The following is a 21,941-nucleotide window of genomic DNA, read 5'->3' as shown; positions in this document are numbered from 1 at the left end:
GGGCGGCAGCCACCGCCTCAGCGCCTATTCCGGCCGGTAGCGGAAAGTCCATCTCCAGCAGATAGGCCAATGAGTCCGGGTACAACCGGTACTGCGCATACAACCGCGCTTCCTGCGCCGACAACGGTCCAACCGTCGCTACTTCGGCTGGCAGGCTGTCGAGAAAGCGGGTGAAGGACTCGCCCGCTGCAACCGGGCGCTTGCCGGTCTCCGCGTCAATCAGCTGGGCCAGGCCGGCAATTGTGTCGTGGCGGAAGAACTCCAGCAGCGAAACCGCCTGTCCGAAAGCCTGTTCGACCTCGGCCAGCATGCGCGCCGCGCGCAGCGAATGGCCGCCCAGCGCAAAGAAGCTGCGGTCGGCCGACAGGTGATCGGCATCCAGCTCCAGATGACGGGCCCAGCAGCCAGCCAGCCACAACTGGGTGGCGCCTTGTGGCGGAACGTCCTGTTGCTGCGCCGCCTGTTTCAGCAGCGCCGGCAGTTGCCGACGGTCCAGCTTGCCATTGCGCGACAAGGGCAACGCCGGCAGCAAGGCTATCTGGCCAGGGATCATATACGCCGGCACCTGCTCGGCCAGTGCGGCGCGCAGTGCCGGCTCGGTCAGGTTCGCGTCGGTCGCGACGATCAGCGCGCCAAGGCGGGCATGGCCTTGCTGGTCGGTCAGGCCGATTACCGCTGCCTGTTCAACGCCCGGCAGCGCCCGCAACAGCCGCTCAATCGCATCCAGCTCGACCCGGAAGCCATTGACCTTCAACTGCCGATCACGCCGGCCCAGAATCTGCAGCTCGCCATCGGCCGTCCAGCACGCCAGATCGCCACTGCGATAGAAGCGCCCTTGCAGCGAGGCAGCGTCGACCTGGATAAACGCCTGTTCCGTCAGGTCGGGCCGGTTGAAATAGCCCAACCCCACTCCGACCCCGCCGATCAGCAGCTCTCCTGCCACACCGATCGGGCAAGGTTCGAACGTGCCGGGTAACACAATCGCACACTGATACCCGCCAAATGGACGGCCGATGGTAATCGGCTGCGCGTTGTGGTGAATTGCCGCGTAACTGGTGAGCACCCCGGTTTCGCTCGGACCGTAAACATTGAACAGCGCGTAGTTGTGCTTCTGAAAGCGTCGCAGACTCTCGCCGCCGAAAAACAGTTGCCGCAGACCGGGGATTGGCCCCTGCGCCATGATGTCTTCGGCCAGCACAGTGGTGGTAAAGAGCTGGTCAATCTGGCGCTCTTTAAGGAAACAGACGGTTTTTTCCGCGTCGATTCTGGCTTGTTCCGGCACCAGCACCAGGGTGATGTCGAGCATCATCGCCTCGACACACTCCAGCACGAAGTAGTCGAATGCATGGTTGGCGACCGAAGCAACGCGCCAGTGCCCTGCCCCGTATACGCGTTGCTTCTCCTGAGTGAGATTGATCAGGGCTTTTTGTGTCGCTACGCAACCCTTGGGCGTGCCTTCGCTACCCGAAGTCATGACCACGCACAGCGCGGCATCGGGCAACATCGCCAGCCCGTGCTGCAGCCAGTCCGCCCGGAGCGCTGACGCCACGGCACCAGCCTCGCGCACTTCGTCCAGCATGGGTAACCGGAGCACCCGGCAACCGTGCGATTCGAACAGCGTGGAGAGGTGTCCGCTGCCGGCAGCCAGCAAAACCAGCCGCGTCTGGTGGACGGCCAGCACACTCGCGAGCTGCGCAGGCGGCACGTTGTCAGGTTGCAGGCAGAACGGCTTGCCGATACGCATACAGACCAACGCCGCCAGCGTCGTTTCGATGCCCTTGGGGCCGACGATCAGCAGGCAGTCGCCAAGGTCAGGCCACTGCGGCCAATCCCCGCCATGCAATAAGTGGTCGCTGTAGCGTGCCAGCTCGGCAAAGCTGACTGGTTGATCGGCGCATTCCAGAAAAGTCGCCGTTGGCCGATCGCGCAACGCCACCGTAATGGCCTGCGCCAGATTCTGATACTGCAGCGGCTGCGCTGGCACAGGCGCCGACCACTCGGCGATCTGCGCCCGCTCTGCGGAGGGAATCCAGGCCAGCGCACCGAGGTTGGCATTCGGTTCAAACACCATATTGCCCAGCAGCGTGCTGAAGCGGGCCAATAGCCGCTCTGCCACCGCTGGCGCCAGCAGGCCGGCGGCAAAGTGCAAGGTCACGACACTGGCCTTGGAGCTGGCCTGAATACTGATGCCCAGCACCCCGTCTTCATGCTGCGGCGCAGCCGAGGGTGCCTCGGTTTCTGAATACGCCACCCACACTTGCGGCAGCGGTGTCAGTTCAGATTGCGCAGCGGGGGGTAATCCGGCCGTGAGTTCTGCCGCCTGCTTCCAGTAAGCCAGTTCGGCGCCGAACAGACGCTTCACTGGCTGTGCCAGCTCGGCGTCAGTGAAGCGCCAGGGGGCTGGCAGCAGCTGACCGGCCAGGTCCCACCCCAAAAGGCCCTCGCTCTTGCGACAATGCAGATAAGCCAGATATTTGATGCAGGCCGAGAACAGGGCCTGCCGGTGCAGGACCGAAGCCGAGGCCATGCTGAAGATGCGGGCATTGAGGTCAGGCGGCAGCGGCAGCGACTGGCTGACCAAGCTTTGCGGCCCCGAAGTCTGACGGGTGGATGCAAAGAACGGACAGTCACGATATTCCGGCGCCGGCTGTTGGTGAACAAATGCTTTCAGTGCCTGTTTGCGGGCATTCAGCGCGATCGGGTCATTCAAAGACATTTCTGCGATTTCCAGTATCAATTTTCAGCGCGGTCAGTGGCCAGCGCCTGGTCGATGGTCGATCGGAACAGCGCTTCCCAATCCAGGCCCGTATCGAGGCATGGAAAGGCCAGGCATTCGAGGCGTACATCGAAACCAGCAGGGTGTTCGGCGATTTCACAGGTCAGATTCCAGTGCGGCACGCCGCCGGCGATATTGGGTGTCTCCAGCTGGTGGCAGGGTTGGCCGGCAATCTGCCCGGCAAAGCCTTCGCGCTGGAAAAAGCCGAAGAACGCCGAAGGGAACAGCGCCTGCCGTGACAGCGCAGGCCAGCGGGCAGCCAGCGCTTCGGCATCGAACAGGTAGTGACGGCAGGCAGTGCGTACCGCCGTGCTGACTTCGCTCAAGGTCGCTGCCGACAGCGTGGCGGCTGAATGGCCCAGCCGCAGCGGCAGCACCGTCATCAGCGGCGCCATCACAGCCTGCTGCGCCAGCAGGTCGCGACCGTGGAAGATCATCGAAACCAGCTGGTCTGCCCTGCCCTCGGCCTGCGTCTTGGCGTGCAGGAACACCGCCATGAAAAACTCGGAGGCACTGATCCTGAGCCGGGCCGCCAGCGCGTCGATTCGCGCCTTGCACGGGGCGTCCAGCGCAAACTGCCAGGAGCGGGTGAGCGGCTGGGTAGCGGTGGCAGGCGGGTTGGCTGGCCAATCCTGCAGCTGGCCATGCCAGAACTCGGCATGCTGCTGGCGCTCGCTGGCCCAGTCGTCGCTGTAGAACCGTTGCGAATAGCGGCCGAGGCTGCCTGCGGCCGGCAGGCTGTCTTCACCAGCAGCCAGCTCGGCGAGCAGGTGCTGCAGGCCCGAGCCATCGATGCAGGCGTGCGAGAAGTCGAGCAGCAGCAAGGGCTGCGGGCCATCGCTCACCCAGCGCCCGCGCACATTGATGCCGTCTTCGAGCGAGAACGGCCGAACGAAATCGCGCAGATCCTCTTCCAGTGAACCAAGCGTCTGTCGCTTTTCCATCCGGAACAGAAAACGTGGCGCCGGCTGCAGCACCAGCTCGCCGTCGTCGAGCACGAACCGGGCGCTCAAGCTCTCGTGGCGCGAAAACACGCTCTGCAGCAGTTGGCGCAAGGCTTTGGGATCGGGCTCTGCGGCAAACGCCAGCGCCACGAAGCTGTTATTGCTCAGGTCGTGCGGATTGAGTTTCACCGCCTTGTAGATGGCTTTCTGCGCCGGCAGGGCCAGAATGCGGCCACCGGCAGGCATCGCGGGCGACAAACCGGATTGCTCGACGCCCCGGCTCAGCTCGGTGTCGATCAAGGCAGCCATCGCCCCCAGCTCCAGATGGGCGACCAGCGCACTCAGGGGCAGTTCAACGCCAAAGCGCTGCTGGATCTTGGTCATCAGCGCCACGGCCAGCAGCGAATGGCCACCGGCTTCGAAAAAGTGGGTGGTTTTGCCAATACCCGACCTACCCAGCAGCTCGCCCCACAGCTCGGCCAGCTGCGTTTCGGTGCCTTCGGCCAGAGGTGTTTCGTCGGCCATCGCTTCGGCCAGATCAGCCGGCGTGGGCAGCGCCTTGCGGTCGAGCTTGCCATTGCTGGTCAGCGGCAGTGCATCGAGCCAGATCAGATTCGATGGCAGCATAAAGGCCGGCAGCTGGCTTTGCAGATGCTGGCGCAGCGATTGCGTTGCCTCATCTGCGCCGCTGGCCTGCACCAGATACGCCACCAGACGGGCATCGCCCGGTGTGTCTTCGCGCACCAGCACCACACAGTCCTGCACCGCCGGGTGCGAGCGCAACGCGGCTTCGACTTCGCCCAGCTCAATGCGAAAGCCCCGCAGCTTGACCTGAAAGTCATTGCGTCCCAGGTATTCGATATCGCCTTCGGGCAGATAGCGGGCCAGATCACCGGTGCGGTACATGCGCCCTTCGGTGCCGGATGAGTCAGGATTAAAGGGGTCGTCGATGAACTTTTCGGCAGTGAGGTCGGGCCGGTTGAGATAGCCGCGCGCCACGCCAACGCCGGCAATATACAGCTCGCCAATCACCCCCACCGGGCAGGGCTGGCCGTGCGCATCGAGAATATGAATACGGATATTGTCGATCGGCCGGCCGATGGGGATCACCCCGCCCGGCGCTTCCTGACTGCAATCCCAGGCGGTGACGTCGATGGCCGCTTCGGTGGGCCCATACAGATTGTGCAGCGCCACCTGAGGGTAGCGCTGACGGAAGCGACGCACGCTATGCAGGGGCAGCGCTTCGCCACTGCAGAACACCTGACGCAAGGATGGCGCAGGCGCCGCTGCGACGTGTTCCAGAAACACCGCCAGCATCGAGGGCACAAAATGCAGGGTGGTAATGCGGTGCTGATGAATCAGCTGGTTCAGATAGGCCGGGTCTTTATGGCCTTCCGGCTTGGCCACCACCAGCCGGGCACCGAACATCAGCGGCCAGAAAAACTCCCAGACCGAGACATCGAAGCTGAAAGGGGTCTTCTGCAGCACGGCATCGGCGGCCGACAGCGGATACGCCTTCTGCATCCATAACAGCCGGTTGACGACCCCGCGATGCGCGTTCATCACGCCCTTGGGGCGGCCAGTCGAGCCCGAGGTGTAGATCACATAGGCCAGATGGCTGGCCATCAGACCCGTGGCGCCGATACTCAAATCGGCGTCGTCCCGTTGCGCCCAGCGGTCGGCATCGTCATTGAGATCGACCACCCGCGCGCCCGTCTCGGCAGCGTAGTCGCGCAACAGCGCCTGTGCCGCTTCGGGGATCTGCCGGTGCGACAGCACCACGCCGGGGCGGGCATCGCGCAGCATGTAATGCAGACGATCAGCCGGGTAGTGTGGGTCAAACGGCACATAAGCCCCGCCCGCCTTGAGGACCGCCAGCAGCGCCACCACCATTTCGACACTGCGCTCGGCACAGACGCCGACCAGCGTATCGGGGCCAACCGCCATATCTGCCTGCAGCAGGCGCGCCAGCTGGTTGGCGCGCTGGTTTAGCGCCTGATACGTCACCGACTGTCCGTCAAATTCGACGGCCATCGCAAAGGGCGTGCGCTGGACCTGCGCCTCGATCAGCTCATGCAGGCAGCGGTGCTGCGGAAACTCGGCCGCTGTCTGGTTCCATTGGTGCAGGATCACATCCTGTTCGGCAGCGGGCATGGGGCAGAGACGCCCGAGTCGTTGCTGCGGGTTGGCGGCAAGGGCTGTCGCCAGCTGGTGCAGCGCCGTTTCAAAGTACATGCCCACCCGCTGCGGGTCTTGCCCCTGCTCGACCTGAACATTGATGGCAAAGCCCTTGCCGAAGTCATCGACGTTAACCGACAGCGGATAGGTGGTGCGCTCGATCACCCCGGAATACGCCATGCCGGCTATCGTGGCAGGGTGTGCGGTCTGGAAGGGATCGGCCGCCGGCAGCTGGTTGATCTCGCTGTGGCGATAGTTGAACAGCGTGGTGAACAGTGGCGTATGGCCGGGCAACTGGGCTGACTTCTGCGCCAGCACCAGCGGGGCCTGTTCGTGTTCGAGCAGTTGACTCAGGCGATCCTGCGTCTGCCACAGGCCGTCGAGTACCGAGCCGGCCTGTAGCTGCAGGCGGATCGGCAGGGTGTTGATGAACTGGCCCATCGCCGTCTGGGCCTGCTCGCCCAGATGCAGGCGCCCCAGCAGCACCGTGCCGAACACCACATCATCACGGCCGCTCAGGCAGGCGACAACCTTGGCCCAGGCCAGATGGAACAGGGCCGCCACACTGACGCCGTGGATGCGTGCCTGCTGGCGCAATTGCTCGGCCAGGCCACCATCCAGCGTTTGCCAGGCTTCGACCACACAGGCATCGCCAGCCAGCGGCCGCTCGGCATCCAGCGGCGCCGGGCCGGGCTCGAAGCCCTGCAGCAATTCGTCAAAGAATGCAGTGTGCTGCGGCGCGTGGGCGGCACTGACCGGCGCCGGCAGCGTCGATGTTGCGGTGAGGGTCTCGCCCCGCAACTGGGCTTCGATTTCCTGCTGCAGGTGCTCGACCGTGGCATGGTCCACCGTCAGATGATGCAACTGGTGCAGCAATACCCATTGGTTGCTGGTGGCATCGAAGCCGTAGCAGCAGCGCTGCAGTGGCGCGCGGGCCAAGTCAAACCGCTGTCGGGCCGGTTGGCAACGATACCGGATCTCCGCCAGCGGATCGGGACTGGCCAAGCGTTCGACTTCCAGCGCCGCTTCACGCCAGACCACCTGCAAGGGCTGCGCCAAACCTTGATGCAGCACGCTGACACGCAAGGCATCGTGGCGGGCTATCACGCCGCGCAGGGCATCGAGCCAGCGTAGCAGCAGGTTCTCGCTGTCAAAGCGGACGAGTTGCCACAGCACATAGGGGTCGCCTTCCGGGTGCGCCAGCGCATGGTAGAGCATGCCCTGCTGCAAGGGCCCCAGCGGGTACACCGCCTGCACATTGGCAAGCCCACCCGGCACGGCCGCTGCCACGCACTGCTGCTCGGCAGGGCTGAGCGTTGCCAGCAAGGAAGTGGTGACATCAGGCTGCCTGGCCGGGTCAGCCTCGGCCGTTGCAGCGGCTTTGAGCTGCAAGGCGAGTTCAGACAGCACTGGCTGTTGGTAGAGGGTCTGCACATCGACCGCATAGCCGCGCTGGCGCAGTGCCAGCATCACTTTCACCATCAGCAGCGAGTGGCCGCCCAGCTGGAAGAAATGGGCATTGCGGCCCAGGCCGGATACGCCAAGCACTTCACCCCAGACCGTCGCCAGCACGGCTTCCGGCTCGGTTTGCGGGGGTGCATCGGCCGTCTGCGCCAGGGTCCGGCAATCAATCTGCGGAAACGCCCGCCGGTCGATCTTGCCGCTGGCTGCCAGCGGAAACCGGCTGACGAAGACGATAGCTGCCGGCTGCAGATAATCCGGCGCACTGGCTTGCAGCAACTGCCGGATGCTGTCGCGTGCGCTGGCTTCGGTCTGGCGCTGCAATACCCGCTCGGCGGCGATCACGAACGCGACCAGCCGCTTGTCATCGGCCGCTTCGCCCTGCACCACGACCACAGCGTCATCGACGGCCGGGTGCCGCATCAGCAGCGCTTCGACTTCACCCAGCTCGACCCGGAACCCCCGGATCTTGACCTGCGCATCCATACGCCCCAGCAGCTCGAACTGGCCATCGGGCAACTGGCGCGCGAGGTCGCCGCTGCGATACAGCCGGCGCGGCCCACGCCCATCAATATCCAGATCAACAAAGCGGGCGGCGGTCTCCTGCGGCCTTTGGTGATAGCCGTAAGCCAGTTGCACGCCGCCAATACACAGCTCACCGGGCTCTCCCGGCTCGGGCTGACGGTTGTCGTCGCCCAGCAACGCAATCTCTACGCCCGCAATCGGCCGGCCGATGCTGGGCAAGGCCGGCCACTGCTCGGGCGGGCCGGACAGGGTGCAGGCGGTTACTACATGCGCTTCCGACGGGCCGTAGTGGTTGTGCAGGCGACAGCCCGGCAAGGCTTTGAAGAACTGGCGGATGGCCGGTGTGATCACCAGCTGCTCACCCGCAGTCACTACGTCGATCAGACTCGCCGGATAGTGGTCTTGCGCCGTCGCCGCCAGCGCCAGACTGTTCAGCGCCACATAGGGCAGAAAAATCCGCGCAACGTGCTCGGCTTCGATGAAGGCCAGCAAGGCCAGCGGATCGAGCCGCAGCGCCTGGGTGATCAGCACCAGCTCGCCACCACTGGCGAGGGTGGCGAAGATTTCCTGAAACGACACATCAAAACTCAGCGGCGAAAACTGCAGGGTGCGCCGCCCCAGACACTCGCCCCAATGGCTGCGCTGGTCATGCAATTGCCAGTCGATCAGGTTTGCCAGGGCGCGATGCGGCATGCACACGCCCTTGGGCGCACCGGTCGAACCCGAGGTGTAGATCAGGTAGGCCAGATCATCCGGCGTGGCCAGCGGGTCGAGGTTCTGGCCGCTGCGCCCGGCATCCGGCCCGTCGTCGCTCAGATCCAGATCATCGAGAAACAGGCAGGCCGCGCTGGTGGGCAGGGTTTGCGCCTGCGACCGACGGCTGATCAGCACTGCAACGCCCGAGTCCTGCACGATGTAAGCCTGACGTTCAGCCGGGTAGGCCGAGTCCACCGGCACATAGGCCGCACCAGCCTTGAGGGTGGCGAGAATGGCAACAATGGCCTCGATGCCGCGTTCCAGGCAGATGCCGATGACGGCCGGGGTATCGCCAGCCTGCAGGCGCAACAGGCGGGCCAGCCGGTTGGCCCGGCGATTGAGCGCTGCATAGGTCAGCGTTTGTTCGCCCAGACTGACCGCTACCCGTTCGGGCGTTGCGGCCACCTGTCGCTCGAACAGGGCATGCACGCAAACGCCCTGCCCTGCCGGCTCTGGACTATCCGGCCGGATTTGCGGCGCCTGCGCGGCCTGGAATGCGTCAGTAAGCATAACTTTCCACCTTTGATTCGATCAGTTGTCCGTTTTTCATGGTGATCAGGGCATCCGCTTCGGCGAAGTACTCGTCGTCGTGCGTCACCACAAACACGATCCGGCCTTGTGCTTTAAGCAGCGGCAACCAGACGCGGTAGAAGGTGGCTTTGGCACGCGGGTCCTGATCGGCCGCCCACTCGTCCAGCACCACCAGCGGGCTGGGGTCGGCCAGCAGCATGGCCAGCGACAGGCGCTTGCGTTGTCCGGTGGAGAGCTTGATGTTGGCGAAGGCGCCGTCGTCGTGCAGGGTGGTCTTGTCGGCCAAGCCCAGCTCGGCAATGAGGCGGTTGATGGCCTCACGCGATTGCAGCAGGGCCGGGTCGTAGATGCGCTTGAATAACCAGTTGTCGCTGAAAATGGTGCGGGTGAGTTCCTGCAGATGATCAGGCGAGACTTCAACGCCGTTGAGCTTCAGGCTGCCCTGAGCCGGGGCGTACAGCCCGGCCAGAATCATCGCCAGCGTGCTCTTGCCCGAGCCATTGCCGCCGGTCAGGAAGTAAGTCCTGCCACTCTCGGCCTTGAGTGAGATCGGGCCGATGCCAAAACTCTCGCCCTCTACCAGCGAGGGGTAGAAAAAGCGCACGGCCGATAGCTCCAGCGTTTTCACCCCGGCAATGGCAGGCAGGGCCTGTGCAGGTTCCGCTGCCTGAATCGACTGGCTGAACTCGGCCATATTGCGTTGCAGGCTCTGCAGGCGGATCAGCTCGGGCATGGCCGCCATCACGGCATTCAGCGGGCCGATCAGGTAGAGCAGGATGATCAGATACTCTTTGGCCACACTGCCATCGAAGCTGCTGAACAACAGCGGAAACACCAGCGCCACCGCCACCAGCAGCAGCGTCAGCAGCGATTCGCCAATGAAGAAGGCGCCGATAAAGCCCCGGTCATACTGAATGCGGAATGCCTTGAAGCGGTCGGATACCGCCAGCGCGTGCCGGTAAAAGCCCTGCTTGACCACCTCGCGGCGCAGGCCCTTGTAGCCTTTCTGCAGGTCTTCCACCACATCCATGAACTCGCTGCGGCTTTGCAGGGCCTGCGGCATGATGCGGTCGGCCCGTTCCGAGACGATGTAATAGAGCGCGATCATCGGCAGGGCGCAGGCCAGCAGCACCGTGGTGGCCACGGCCGATTTGGCCAGCATCAGATAGCCGAACAGAAAGACGATGGTCAGCAGATTGGTGAAGAAAGGCACGAAGGCCAGCACGCTCTTGGCCAGTTCCTGCGAATCTTCGCCCACCACCGCCTGAATCTTGCCAGGCGAGATACGCTCGACGTTCTTGTAATCGGCAGCCAGCAGACGGCGGATGATCTCCATGCGCCAGCCCTGCACAAAGGCATGGCCAAAGCGCATCAGCTGCTCTTCGGCCGCCTTGCGCGAGCCAATATAGAAATAGATGCAGCTGAGCAGCAGGCCGGCACTGGGCAACCAATTAGCCGACCGACCTTCAATCGCCTGCAGAATGCACAGGATCAGCGCCGAGTTGAGCAGCCCTGAAATCACCGTCAACCCCACCACCTTTGCGATCATCAGCGAGGAATAGGTCTTGCTGGCAAAAGCCTGGCTGCGCCGCGTCACCATGAAGAAGAACAGGCTGACGGCATTGGCAAACAGCATCACCCCACCCGCTGCCCAAGGCAGACTGTGCGGCCCCCAGACCAGCAGGTTCGGCCAGCTCAGGCCCACCCACAATGTCGGCGCCGTGGCCAGTGCAGCCAGCAAGGCGGCGTTCTGGCAGAGCATGCGCGCAGCAAAACGGCGCCCGCTCTCTGTCCCGGTCGATTGCACCAGACTTTCCTGAACAATGGCCGCTTCGGCACGGCTTGGCAGCGCCGGGTCATCCACTTGGTGACGGCGCCCGGCCAGCTGGCCTCGACGCTGCCACAAGGGCCAGAGCAGCGCACTGGCCAGTAACAGCAGCGCCGCCGTCACCGTGGCAATCCAGTCCCCAGCATCGACCGATAAGCGCGCAGGCACCGCCGGTGCGGCGCCGCCACGCAGATGTTCAAACAATGACTGGCCCAGCTGGACCACCTGCGGGCTGTTGCTGTTGCCCAGCAGCGCCACCCCTACACCGGCTTGCGGATCAAACGCCACATAAGCGCCGGCATCGGGGTTCTGGCCGGGATGACTCCAGCTCGTGGTCTGGCCGGTTTCGACATCCCAACCATAGGCATAGCCCCCGGCACCACTGACGGCATTGGGTCGCTTGGCAACCTCACGCGCGGCGTACAGCGCGGCCAGATGGTCGGCAGCCGGTGCCGGCTGCAGCAGGAATTGCAGCCATCGCCCCATGTCTTCCGGATTACTCAACACATAACCAGCAGGCGTGTTCTGCAGATAACGCGGGGCCTGATACGGCCGTGCCGCCGTAAAGCTGATCTTGTAGCCGGGCACCCGCGCCGCATCAGCCGCCACCGGGTCGCCTTCGACAAAAGTCTGCAGCATCCCCAGCGGCACAAAGATCTTTTCGCGGACCAAGGTGGCAAACGGCTTGCCGGCCGCCCGTTCGGCCACCAGCCCCAGCAGGCTGTAGTTGAGCGTGGCGTATTCCTCGCGGGTGCCGACGGCATGGGCCAGCGGCACGTTCTTCAGCAAAGCCGGCAATCGTGCCAGTGCACCGGCGCCGCTATCGGGCCGCAGCAGGTCGAGGGTGCTTTCGGACAAGCCGCTGGTGTGCGCCAGCAAATTGGACAATCGCACCGCCGAGTAACCCAGCTGCGGATTCTCAGCCAGCTCGGGCACCCATTTGGTGATGGCATCGTCGCGATGGAGCTTGCCTTCCTGCTCCAGCAAGGCAATCAGGAGGCCGGTTACCGCTTTCGAACAGGAAGCCAGCTCGAAGGCACCAGCTTCGGCCTTGCCCAGCCGCAGACTACGGGTCTGGCCACCTGCGACGATGGTCAGAGCGGCGGTCGGCACTTGCGAGGCATCCCAACGTTGCTGCAGATCGGACACCAGGTGATCCACCTCGGCACGGGTGGGCAGAGCTGCCTGAGCCGTCAACGACAGGCACAGGCCCGCCAGGGCCACCCCGTAATTCCAGCAGCGCGGCTTAGTCATCGACTTCGCTCTCCTGCCGGGTGGTGGCACCACGCAGCTTGCGGCGGGCCTGCAGGGCGCGGCGCTTGTCGTCGAGCACCGGCGCGGCCGGCTCCTCGCTCACTGCCTGTGGCGCCGCTGGTGCCAGCTCCTTGCTTAATTCACGCAGCGAAGCTGCCTTGAACAGCAAGGCCACCGGAATCTCACGTCCCAGACGCTGTTCCAGCCGCTTGGCAAACTGGATCAGATCAAGCGACGTCGCGCCGAGCGCGAAGAAGCTGGCATCGACATCCAGCCCCGCCACGCCAAGAAAGCCCTCCAGCATCGCTTGCATCGCCTGCAGCAGGGTGTCGGCATCCGCGCCCTGCAAGGAGCTCTCGCCAGCGGTGGTCACACCCGCCTCAGCCGAAGGCGCTGCGCTGCTGAACAGCATCTGCTGGGTGCTGGCCTGTTTTTCCAGCACTTCGCCAATTGGCAGTTTCGAGACCGCGATATACGGCACGGCCAGCTGGCGGACCAGCGCAGCCATGACAAGCGCGATCCGGCTGCCCTCGGCATTGGACAAACCCTCTTCCCGCAGCTTGGCGCTGAAGCCACGCGACTCGGCCCGCGCCTCCATCGCCACCACGATCTTGCCGACGTGCTTGCCCTGCGCCATGAAGCGGAAGGCTTCGGCAATGTCGCGAGCCGGGTAAACGCGGGTGGGCAAAGGGCGCAGGGTTTCCTGCGCCAGCAGCGCGGCCACTTCGGCCCAGGCTTGCGAGTAGGCCGGGTGCTCGGCCCCCGCCTGCACCGCATGAAAGCTGCCGCCTTCGGCAAAAATTGATAAGCCCAGCTGCCAGTTCTGCAGAATGTCGCGCAGGCCCAGTTCCAGAAAACGGCCTTGCGGCGCCAGCAGCGATACGCTCTCTTCGAGCAGCTCGCCAGCCAGCGCGTTGAGAATCACATCGAACGGCCGCTCGCCCAGCTGCTGGCGGAACACTTCGCCAAATTCGCGGGTGCGCGAATGCGCCGCGCCTTTGGCGCCCATCTGCAGCAGCAGCTGGCGCTTTTCCTCGCTACCGGCGGTTACCCAGACTTCCGCTCCCAGATGCAAGGCAATCTGCATCGCCGCCATGCCGACACCGCCAGCGGCGGAGTGGATCAGAATGCGCTCGCCGCGCCGCAGATTGGCGGCATGGCGCAGGGCGATCCAGGCCGTGGTAAAGGCCACTGGCACACCGGCAGCCTGCTGAAAGCCCAGTGTCTGCGGAATCTTCGCCACCACCCGCCGCGCCATGATGACGTGCTCGGCCAAGCAACTGTGGCCGGCACACATCACCCGGTCGCCCACCTGCAGATCCGTCACTTCGCTGCCAACCCGCGTCACGATACCGGCGGCTTCCTGGCCAAAGGTCATGGCCGGGTCGGTCGGCGCTGGCAGCACGCCGACGGCGATCAGCACATCCTTGAAGTTAAGGCCAGCCGCCTTGACGCAGATTTCCACCTCCTGCGGCCCCGGCGCACGACGGGCTTCCTGCCGGTTGTGGAAAACAAAACTGGCACGCTGTTCCGGCTCGTCGGCCAGACGCATCACCGCATGGCGCGGCGTGGCGTCGTCCTGCTGCGCAGCGGCGGCATCCCCCCTTAGCGCAGCGGAGGCATCAATCAGCAGCAAGTCGTCGATTGCCACCAGCAGCTCGCCGGCTTCGGAACAGATCTTCACCTGCAGCAATTTGCTGCTGCCCAGATCAGCAATCTGCACATGGCTCAGTACGCGGTCCTGCATCGGTGCGCAGCGGGTAAAGCCACCCATCGACACCGGCGCGAACTGCGCGTCCTCTTCCAGCGGCGAGCCGATGAGGGTGGCGGTATCGAGCAGCGCCACATGCAGATCGCTGGCTGCAGCCTCTCCGGCGTAAGCGGCCGGCAACTGCAGATGCGACACGATCACATCGGCCGCCAGCCGGTCTACCGCCTGCACAGTGCGCCAGCGCGGGCCAAACTGCAGCGCCGCCTTGGGGCTGACGCCGTGGCCATCTGCGCTACGGAACAGGTTTTGTAGCGGCGTTGCGCCAACATCCGGTGCCGCCGGCGCCGCCCCGGCCTCGCGCAGGCGGCCGCTGGCGTGCTTAAGCCAGGTTTCGCGACTGAACTCGCCACGGCCGGAATACAGGCCAAAATGGCTGAAGGTCGCATCAAACGCCACCACCACCTGCAGCGCGTCATCCACCTTGACTACCAAGGGGCGCTCGATGGCGATGGCCTGCAAGCTCGTCGCCATCGCAGGCGAACGCGAGGCCAGCAGGGCCTGATGCACCAGCGCCAGCATGCCCATCGCCGGCATCACGGTGGTGGTGGCATCCAGTCGGTGCTCGTCCAGCCACCAGTCACGCTGGCTGTCGAGATCACGCCGCCAGATCACCCCCTCGTGCGCGGCACTCGCGGTCTGGCCCAGTGCCTGGTCGAGCTGCTGCGCCGAGCGGGTCGCCATGCCCGACTCTGCCCAGTCATCCCAGGCTATCGCCAGCGCCTTGCCGCCCTGCTTGCGCACCTGCTCGGCATAGGCTTCGAGGCAGGCATTGGCGGCCACATAAGCCACCTGCCCGACTTTTTCTTTTGGCAGCAGATTGCCCAGACTGGAGAACAGCAGCAGCGCCGGCTTGCCCAGCTGCGCATGGTGATTGCACAGAAAACGGGTGCCCGTCACTTTGGGCGCCAGTGTCGCCAGCGACTCGGCTTCGTTGCGTAGCTGGATCATCGCGCCCTCGCCCCGGCCAGCGGTGTGGAAGACGTAATCGAGGGCGATACCGCGTTCGACCAGCCGGAACACCGGCGCAAACGATTTGGCCAGGGCCGCTTCATCGGCCAGATCGGCTTCGAGCACGATCACGCGGCTACCTGCCTGTTCCAGCGCCAGCAGATGTTGCAGGAAGTCCGGCTCCGGCCCCTGCTGGGCGATATGGGCCGGCCAGTCGCTTCTGGCTGGTAGCGGTTTGCGTACCTGCAGCAGCAGGTTGCAGCGGTAGACCTCGGCCAGATGCCGGGCAATCGCCGTACCCATGCCGCCCTTGGCACCAGTCACCAGCACCCAGCTGTTACGGCTGATCTCGGGCAAGGCACGATTCAGGGTCTGCGCCTGCACTGCGGCGCTGATGCGGCGGCGCCAGTAGCCCTGCTCGCGATAGCAATAAAACTGCCCTCCCACCCAGCCGTGTTCGAGCCAGGGCTGCAGTGCCTGGGCGATGGTTTCGACAGCGGGGTCAGCGAAATCAATACAGAGGGCACTGAGGTCGGAATATTCTTCGGCGGCGATCAGCAAGGGGCCCATCAGCTGGCTCTTTTCAGCCTCGACCGGCTCTGTGCCCTGCCAGGCCAGCAGGCGGCTGGCCGGGAACAGCAGGCGCAACCGTGGTGCCGGCTGTTGCGCGGCACTCCAGCGTGCCAGCGCCAGTGGCAACCAATAGGCCCAGAACTGCGCCTCGCGCGGGCTCAGCTCATCAAGCAGAGGGGTAACGATAACGTCCATCGCTGCCGAGGCACGTAAGCCCTGCTGCGACAGCCAGCTTTGCAAGGCGGCGTCGATCTGGCCAAAGTCGCCGTCCCAGCTGGGGCATTCGATAAACGCGGTACTGGCTTCACGCCCCAGCGCAGCGGCCAGACTGCGCTCCCGCTCGCCCGTGTGGCGGCTGATAATCCAGGTAGCTGGCGTCTCATCACTGGCCGTCACCCGCTCGGCCGGCGCGCTGACCTGTTCCCAGGCCATGCCATACAAGCGGTTGCCGAAGAAGAGTGACTCAACGCTAGCCGCATCGGCCTGGCGCAAAGGCGGGCAAACCCGGCGCTCGAAAGCGTGGCCGGGCAGATGGCTGCGTGGGGGCGCTTGGTCGCGGTTGGCCGTCGCCTGCAGCAAAGACCAGTCGAGCGCACCGCCTTGTACCCAGATCCGCCCCAGGCTTTGCAGCTGCGAGGCGACTTCCTGCGCGGTGCCACCGCTTCCCAGCGTTGGCAGCAGCCGGTCGGGGGGCAGGCCCAGCCACTTGCGGGCGTGCTGCAGCAAGTCGCCGCCAGCGCCGATCTGCAGATACAGGCTGTCCGGGTGCGCCGCCTCGGCCGCTTTAAGCGCTGGGCCAAACTGCACGGCGCCCAGCATCTGCTCCACCCAGTACTGCGGCTGGCACATGGCATCGGCCGCGAGCAGGCCGCCACGCGCTGTTGAATAGATATCGCATTGCGCGGCCTGCAAAGCCTCGCCACGCAACAGCTCGCCAAATGCCTGGGCTGCCGGCGCAATCAGCGGGGTGTGGAAGGCATGCGACACCGCGACCCGTTTGCTGGCAAAGCCTTCGCTGGCCAGCCAGGCTTCTGCTTTGGCGGCATCGGCTTCTGCGGTCGCCAGCGTCCAGGTGCCGGGGCTCAATTCAGAAATCGGCCACAGAAAATCGGGGAATTCGCCGTCAAAGCCCTTCTTGCGGCTGGCGGCGAACACGGCACCGCGCGGCATCGCTTCCATCAAGCGGGCACGCGCCACCACCAACGCCATGCCGGTCTCGGCACTGAAGACACCCGCTACCGCTGCGGCGGCAAACTCACCCAGACTGAAGCCGCACACCGCCACCGGCTGCCCGACAATGCGGCGCAACCACAAGCCCAGGGCCGCCTGCAGCGCATACAGAATGGGCTGCAGCTGCAGCGTGGACAGCTGCTCGGGCTGGCGCACGCAGTCGAGCAGTTGTCCGGCCGGCATTGCCAGCAGCTGTTCCGCCTGCGTCAGCAGCCGGTGGTACAGCTCGCCAAATTCGGGAAAGCGCTCGGCCAGTTGCAGGCCCATCTGTGGCGACTGCGTCCCCTGACCGGGGAAGAGCCAGACCTGCTGATCACGTTGCGGCTGGGCGCCATCAAGCAACGACCAGTTATCGAGTTGCGGCTGCCAGTTGGCACCCGCCGTACTGACGAACGCCGCGCGGCTGGGGTAGGCCGGGCGTTGGCATAGCTGCTGCGCAATCGCTGTCAGTGCCGCATCCGGCCCGGTCGCCACCTGCAGATGGGCCGACCAGGTTTCAATCAGCCGTGCCAGCGCCGCTGGCGACTGCGCCGACAGCGGCAGCAAGACGGCCTCGTCGGTAGCGGCCGGTGCTGAGGCGACCGGCGGCGCCTGCTCCAGCAACACGTGCACATTGGTGCCGCCAATGCCAAACGAGCTGACCCCGGCACGCCGGATCGGCTGCTCGGCCGGCCAGTCTTCGGCTTGGGTCGGTACGTGGAACGGCGTCTTGTCGAGCGCCAGATGCGGGTTGGGGCGTGAAAAATGCAGCGAAGGCGGAATCTTGCCAAAGCGCACACTCAGGACCGCCTTGATCAGCCCCGCCACACCAGCGGCCGCATCCAGATGCCCCATATTCGATTTGACGCTGCCAATCGCACAGCGGAAGCGGCTGAGCTCATCCGGCGCCAGCAGTTCGGTGGCCACCTTGTTCAGCGCCTGAATCTCGATCGGGTCGCCCAGCACGGTGGCCGTGCCATGGGCTTCGATCAGGCCCAGCGACGAGAACGGTACTTCGGCCAGCTGGTAGACACGGGCAATCAGCTCGGCCTGACCCTGCACACTCGGCGCCTCGAAGCTCACCTTGCGGTCGGCGTCGTTATTCATGGCCGATTCGACGATCACGGCATGGATGGGGTCGCCATCGGCCAGCGCGTCATCCAGCAGCTTCAGCAGCACCACACCCGCGCCGTTGCCGTTGACCGTGCCCTGCCCTTCATCGGCAAAGGTTTTGCAGTGGCCATCGGGCGACAGGATCATGCCATCCTGATACAGATAGCCACCTGCAACGGGTTCGGTAACGCAAGCACCACCGGCCAGGGCCATGCTGCATTCACCCGCCAGCAGCGCCTTGCTGGCCAGATGCACGGCCGACAGCGAGGTCGAGCACGCGGTCTGCACATGCACGGCCGGGCCGTTCAGTTTCATCCGGTAAGCGATCTGGGTGGCAAACGCCGCCGGGTCGTTGTAGTTGCCGACATCAAACATCTCGGCGATATCGCCACTGGCGCCACCAAACTGCTGCAGGCGCTGCATGTCGAGGGTCGAGCCGAGGAAAACGCCGGCATTGAGCGGGGCACTGCCGGGCTGGATGCCAGCATCGCGCAACGCGTTGTAGCAGACCTCGTGCAAGGCACGCAGTTGCGGGTCCATCTTCTGGGCTTCGCGCTGTGAATAACCAAAGAAGCTGTGGTCAAAGCAGTCAGCGTCATCCAGCACCGCCTTTGCCGGCACGTAGTTGGGCAGGTCCACCAGCTCGGCCGGCACACCGGTTGCCAGCAGAGCATCGCGCGAGAAGAACGACACCAGCTCGCGGCCTTCGAGCAGATTGCGCCAGAACAGACGCCAGTCCGGGCTTTGAGGAAAACGGCAGGCAATGCCGATGATGGCAATTTCGTTGCCCGTATATTCACGATTCATGACACAGCACTTTCTTTGGCTTTGCTACGTCGCTCTGCCAGCCGGTTGCGGCCGGAACGGGCAGAGGACAGGGTTTGGTCTTGGGAAGGCGAGGCCGGGGCGCCCTCGGCGGTGGCGTTATCCGCCTGTTTGATCCAGGCAGCGAAGGCGGCAATCGTCGGGTGCTCGAACAGCACGGCCACGCCGATGTCGCGGCCAAATGCCTGTTGCAGCTGCGATTGCAGGGCGATGATCTTGAGCGAGTTGCCGCCAGCGTCGAAGAAGTTCACATCGGTAGCCGGCGCGTCGCTTTCGAGCACAGCAGCCCAGATGGCTTGTACCTGCGCTTCAACCGGGCAACGGCTGCTGGCGGCTGCCGGGCTGACGGCCACGGCCTGCACGGCCTGCGCCAGCAACTGCCGGCGGTCGATCTTGCCGGTCGGAGTACGGGCAAAGCCGTCGATACGGGTAATCCGGGCCGGCATCCAGGCTTCGGGCAGGTGCTGGCGGATATGCGCCCGCAGCTGGACGATACGGTCTTCGCCGGTTTCGGCACTGTCGATAAACAGCTGCCATTGCCGCCGGCCGTCGGCCAGTGTCACCGGCAGCAAGCAGCTGGCCTTCACCGCCGGCAGCAGCTCGACCACCCGTTCCAGCTCGCGCGGTTCGATGCGGACGCCGTTGATCTTGACCTGATCGTCGATCCGCCCCAGATAGCAAAAGCCCAGCGCAGGCTGGAACAGCACGGCATCGCCGGTGCGGTAGAAGGGCTGCTGCGCAAACATCACAAAATTACGGGCCGATTCGAGCGGATTGCTGGCATAGCCACGCGCCACCGGCAGCCCGCCAACCCGCAATTCGCCGCGCACCCCGGCCGGCAGCACCTGGCCGAATACATCGGCGCAATAGGCCACCGCGTTCTGGATGGGCCAGCCGATGGCGATGTCCTGCTGCAGCGACTGGCGGGCGCTTAAGCAATCAACCGTGGTTTCACTGGGACCGTAGTGATTGGCGACGGCGTAACCGTGCTGCAGCAGTTCGTCGCGCAGCCGGCGCGGCAATGCCTCGCCACCGAAGATCCACAAGCGCATTGCGGGCAGGAAGGGCGCACCGGCAATCAGCTCGGCAATGGCACCGGGAATGAAGTTGACGACGGAAATCGCCTCGCGCTGCATCAGGTCGATAAACGCTTGTCGCTCCTGCACGATCTGCGGCGCCGGGTAGACCACCGTGGCACCGACCAGCAGGCTGGCAAACAGATCTTCGACGCTCGGGTCGAAGTTGAGGTCGGTCAGCCCCAGCACCCTGTCGGCGGCGCTCAAGCCGGTATCGGCCACAAACCAATCGAGCAGATTGGCCACCGATTCGTTGCGGATGGCGATGCCCTTGGGTGTGCCGGTGGTACCCGAGGTGAAGATGAAATAAAACTCGCCGTCGGCCCGGCGTTGCCGCCACAAGGTCGGCATCACCGACTCTGCCGCTGGCTCGGCTACCGCAGATAACAACAGGTAGCCGCCCTCCGCCCCCAGCTCGGCGCGCAGGCTCTCGCCACCAATCACGATGCTGCAGCCCGTCATGGTCAGCAGGGTCTGCTTGCGTTGCGCCGGGTCTTTGGGGTTCAGATAGCAATAGCTGCCGCCGCTGAACAGAATCGCCAGAATCGCGGCGGTGGAAGCCAGCCCCTTGGGCAGATGCACCGCCACCCGGTCACCCGCCACAAACCCCGCCTGCCGCAGCTGGCCTTGCCAGCGGGCAATGGCTGCCAACAGCTCGGCGTTGCTGACGGGCCGCTCCCCATCGACGAGGCGGACCGCCTGTGGTGACTGCTGCAATCCGTGATAAATGCGCTCCAGCAACTGGTTGATGTCGGGCAGCTGGGTCTTGACCGGGCCTTGTTGCAACGAGGCCGCCCCCGTCTCGGCCGTTGCAAGCTTGAGCGGCAGCGCCGCCACCGACGCCCCGGCGGGTAAGGCGGCCAGATCGTCCGCCAGTGCCTCGAATGCGGCCAATACGGCCGGTACAGCAGCTGGCTCGCCCGCATAGTGGTCGCCAGCACCCAGCTCCACCTGCCAGTCGTCGATACCGGAGATCGTCAGCGTCAAACCGAAATGGGTGCTCTCTTCACTGTGCAACGCAGTGAGATGCACCCCGCAAGCGGCATCTTGCAAGCCGGCTTCAATCGGGTAGTTATCGAACACCACCAGCGTGTCGTAGAGCTCGGCACGTTGACCGGCGGCTTCCCGCACTACCAGCGGTGGCGTTTTTTCGTGCTGCTGCGCCTGCTGCAGACTGCGGAACACCGCCTGCAGCGCATCAGCCAGCGACCACTGGCTGTCGAGCGACAGCACCAGCGGCACCGTATTGGTGAACAGCCCCAGCGGCTGGTCTTCGGCAGCCTGTGCCAGCGCCGCTTCGCGCCCCGAAAAGGCGCAGCCGAATGCCACCCGCTGCTGGAAGGTCAGCTTGGCCAGCGTCAGCGCCCAGCACAGGTAAAAGAAACTGGCGGGGGTGACCCCGGCTTGTCGGCACAGGGCTTCAACCGCCTGCTTGCGCTCAGTCAGCCAGTGACTGCGGGCGCTGATCCGCTGCCCGGTTTGCGCCGCAGAGTCGGCATTGGCCGCACGAAACAGCGGCTCTGCCAGCAACAGGGTGCCGACGGTGCCGTCGCTGTCATCCTGCGCCACCAGTACCGATTCCCAGTAAGCGCGGCTTTGCTGCAAAGCTTGCGCCTCCAGCCCGCTCCACAATTGCTGCGAATACTGACGTGCGGCCAGCGGTTGCAAGGGCTGCCCGCGCAGGCCGCGCACCCATAGCGAAATCAGCAGCGAACTGCTCCAGCCATCCATCAGGATGTGGTGGAAGGAGAACGCCATGTCGAGGGTGCCCGCTGCCACATCATGAAAGCAGGCAATGCGGAATACTTCGCGATTGAGATCAAACGCGGTGGCTTTGGATTGCGCCAGCCAATCCAGACAGGGTTGGCCAACTTGCTCACTCTCGCCATCCAGCCCCTGCGCCGAGTAGGCCAGAGCGATGCGCGGTTGCGCAAAAATCAGCTGGTGCGGCGTGCGCAGCCCCTGCCACGCAAATACCGAACGCAAAGCCGGCTGCGCCTGCTGGATGCGATGCCAGGTGGCATGGATGACTTCGGCCGACACCTCGGCCCGCAGGCGGAAGGCGACGCCGATGTGATAAGCACTATTGCCATCCTTCAGGGCATGAAACAGCAGGCCATTGGCCTGCGGAATCGCCTGCAATACTTCTTCGATGTAGGTCTGCACGGTCATG

5 protein-coding genes are annotated in these 21,941 nt (G+C 64.6%); all 5 read right to left on the bottom strand.

Going from position 1 to position 21,941, the window contains the following annotated elements; translation table 11 throughout:
- A partial coding sequence (locus PZA18_RS05345) for an AMP-binding protein (RefSeq protein WP_284099764.1) occupies window positions 1-2,716 on the bottom strand: 2,716 nt, incomplete at its 3' end.
- A 17-nt stretch (window positions 2,717-2,733) separates the two neighbouring features.
- A complete protein-coding gene (locus tag PZA18_RS05340) occupies window positions 2,734-9,150 on the bottom strand; it encodes a non-ribosomal peptide synthetase (protein ID WP_284099763.1) in 6,417 nt (2,138 codons plus the stop codon).
- Entirely contained in the window at window positions 9,140-12,253 is a 3,114-nt protein-coding gene (locus tag PZA18_RS05335; RefSeq protein ID WP_284099762.1) for a serine hydrolase, read from the bottom strand. Before PZA18_RS05335 ends, PZA18_RS05340 begins: the two co-directional genes overlap by 11 nt.
- Window positions 12,246-18,674 (bottom strand): type I polyketide synthase, encoded by a 6,429-nt coding sequence (locus PZA18_RS05330; protein ID WP_284099761.1) that lies wholly within the window; start codon window positions 18,672-18,674, stop codon window positions 12,246-12,248. The genes PZA18_RS05335 and PZA18_RS05330 overlap by 8 nt, the downstream gene beginning before the upstream one ends.
- Window positions 18,671-21,940, bottom strand: a complete 3,270-nt coding sequence (locus PZA18_RS05325) for an AMP-binding protein (protein WP_284099760.1) — start codon at window positions 21,938-21,940, stop codon at window positions 18,671-18,673. Before PZA18_RS05325 ends, PZA18_RS05330 begins: the two co-directional genes overlap by 4 nt.
- Between the last annotated feature and the right edge of the window lies 1 nt (window position 21,941).

The organism is Parachitinimonas caeni (genome assembly GCF_030129945.1).
Classification (GTDB): Bacteria; Pseudomonadota; Gammaproteobacteria; order Burkholderiales; family Chitinimonadaceae; genus Parachitinimonas; species Parachitinimonas caeni.
Note: the sequence above shows the minus strand (reverse complement) of the source record. Positions and strands in the feature narration are given on the sequence as shown.

What these genes read in the sequence shown, in the direction of transcription:
- PZA18_RS05325 (WP_284099760.1), bottom strand. Translation starts at nt 21,940, where the DNA reads ATGACCGTGCAGACCTACATCGAAGAAGTATTGCAGGCGATTCCGCAG.
- PZA18_RS05330 (WP_284099761.1), bottom strand. Translation starts at nt 18,674, where the DNA reads ATGAATCGTGAATATACGGGCAACGAAATTGCCATCATCGGCATTGCC.
- PZA18_RS05340 (WP_284099763.1), bottom strand. Translation starts at nt 9,150, where the DNA reads ATGCTTACTGACGCATTCCAGGCCGCGCAGGCGCCGCAAATCCGGCCG.
- PZA18_RS05335 (WP_284099762.1), bottom strand. Translation starts at nt 12,253, where the DNA reads ATGACTAAGCCGCGCTGCTGGAATTACGGGGTGGCCCTGGCGGGCCTG.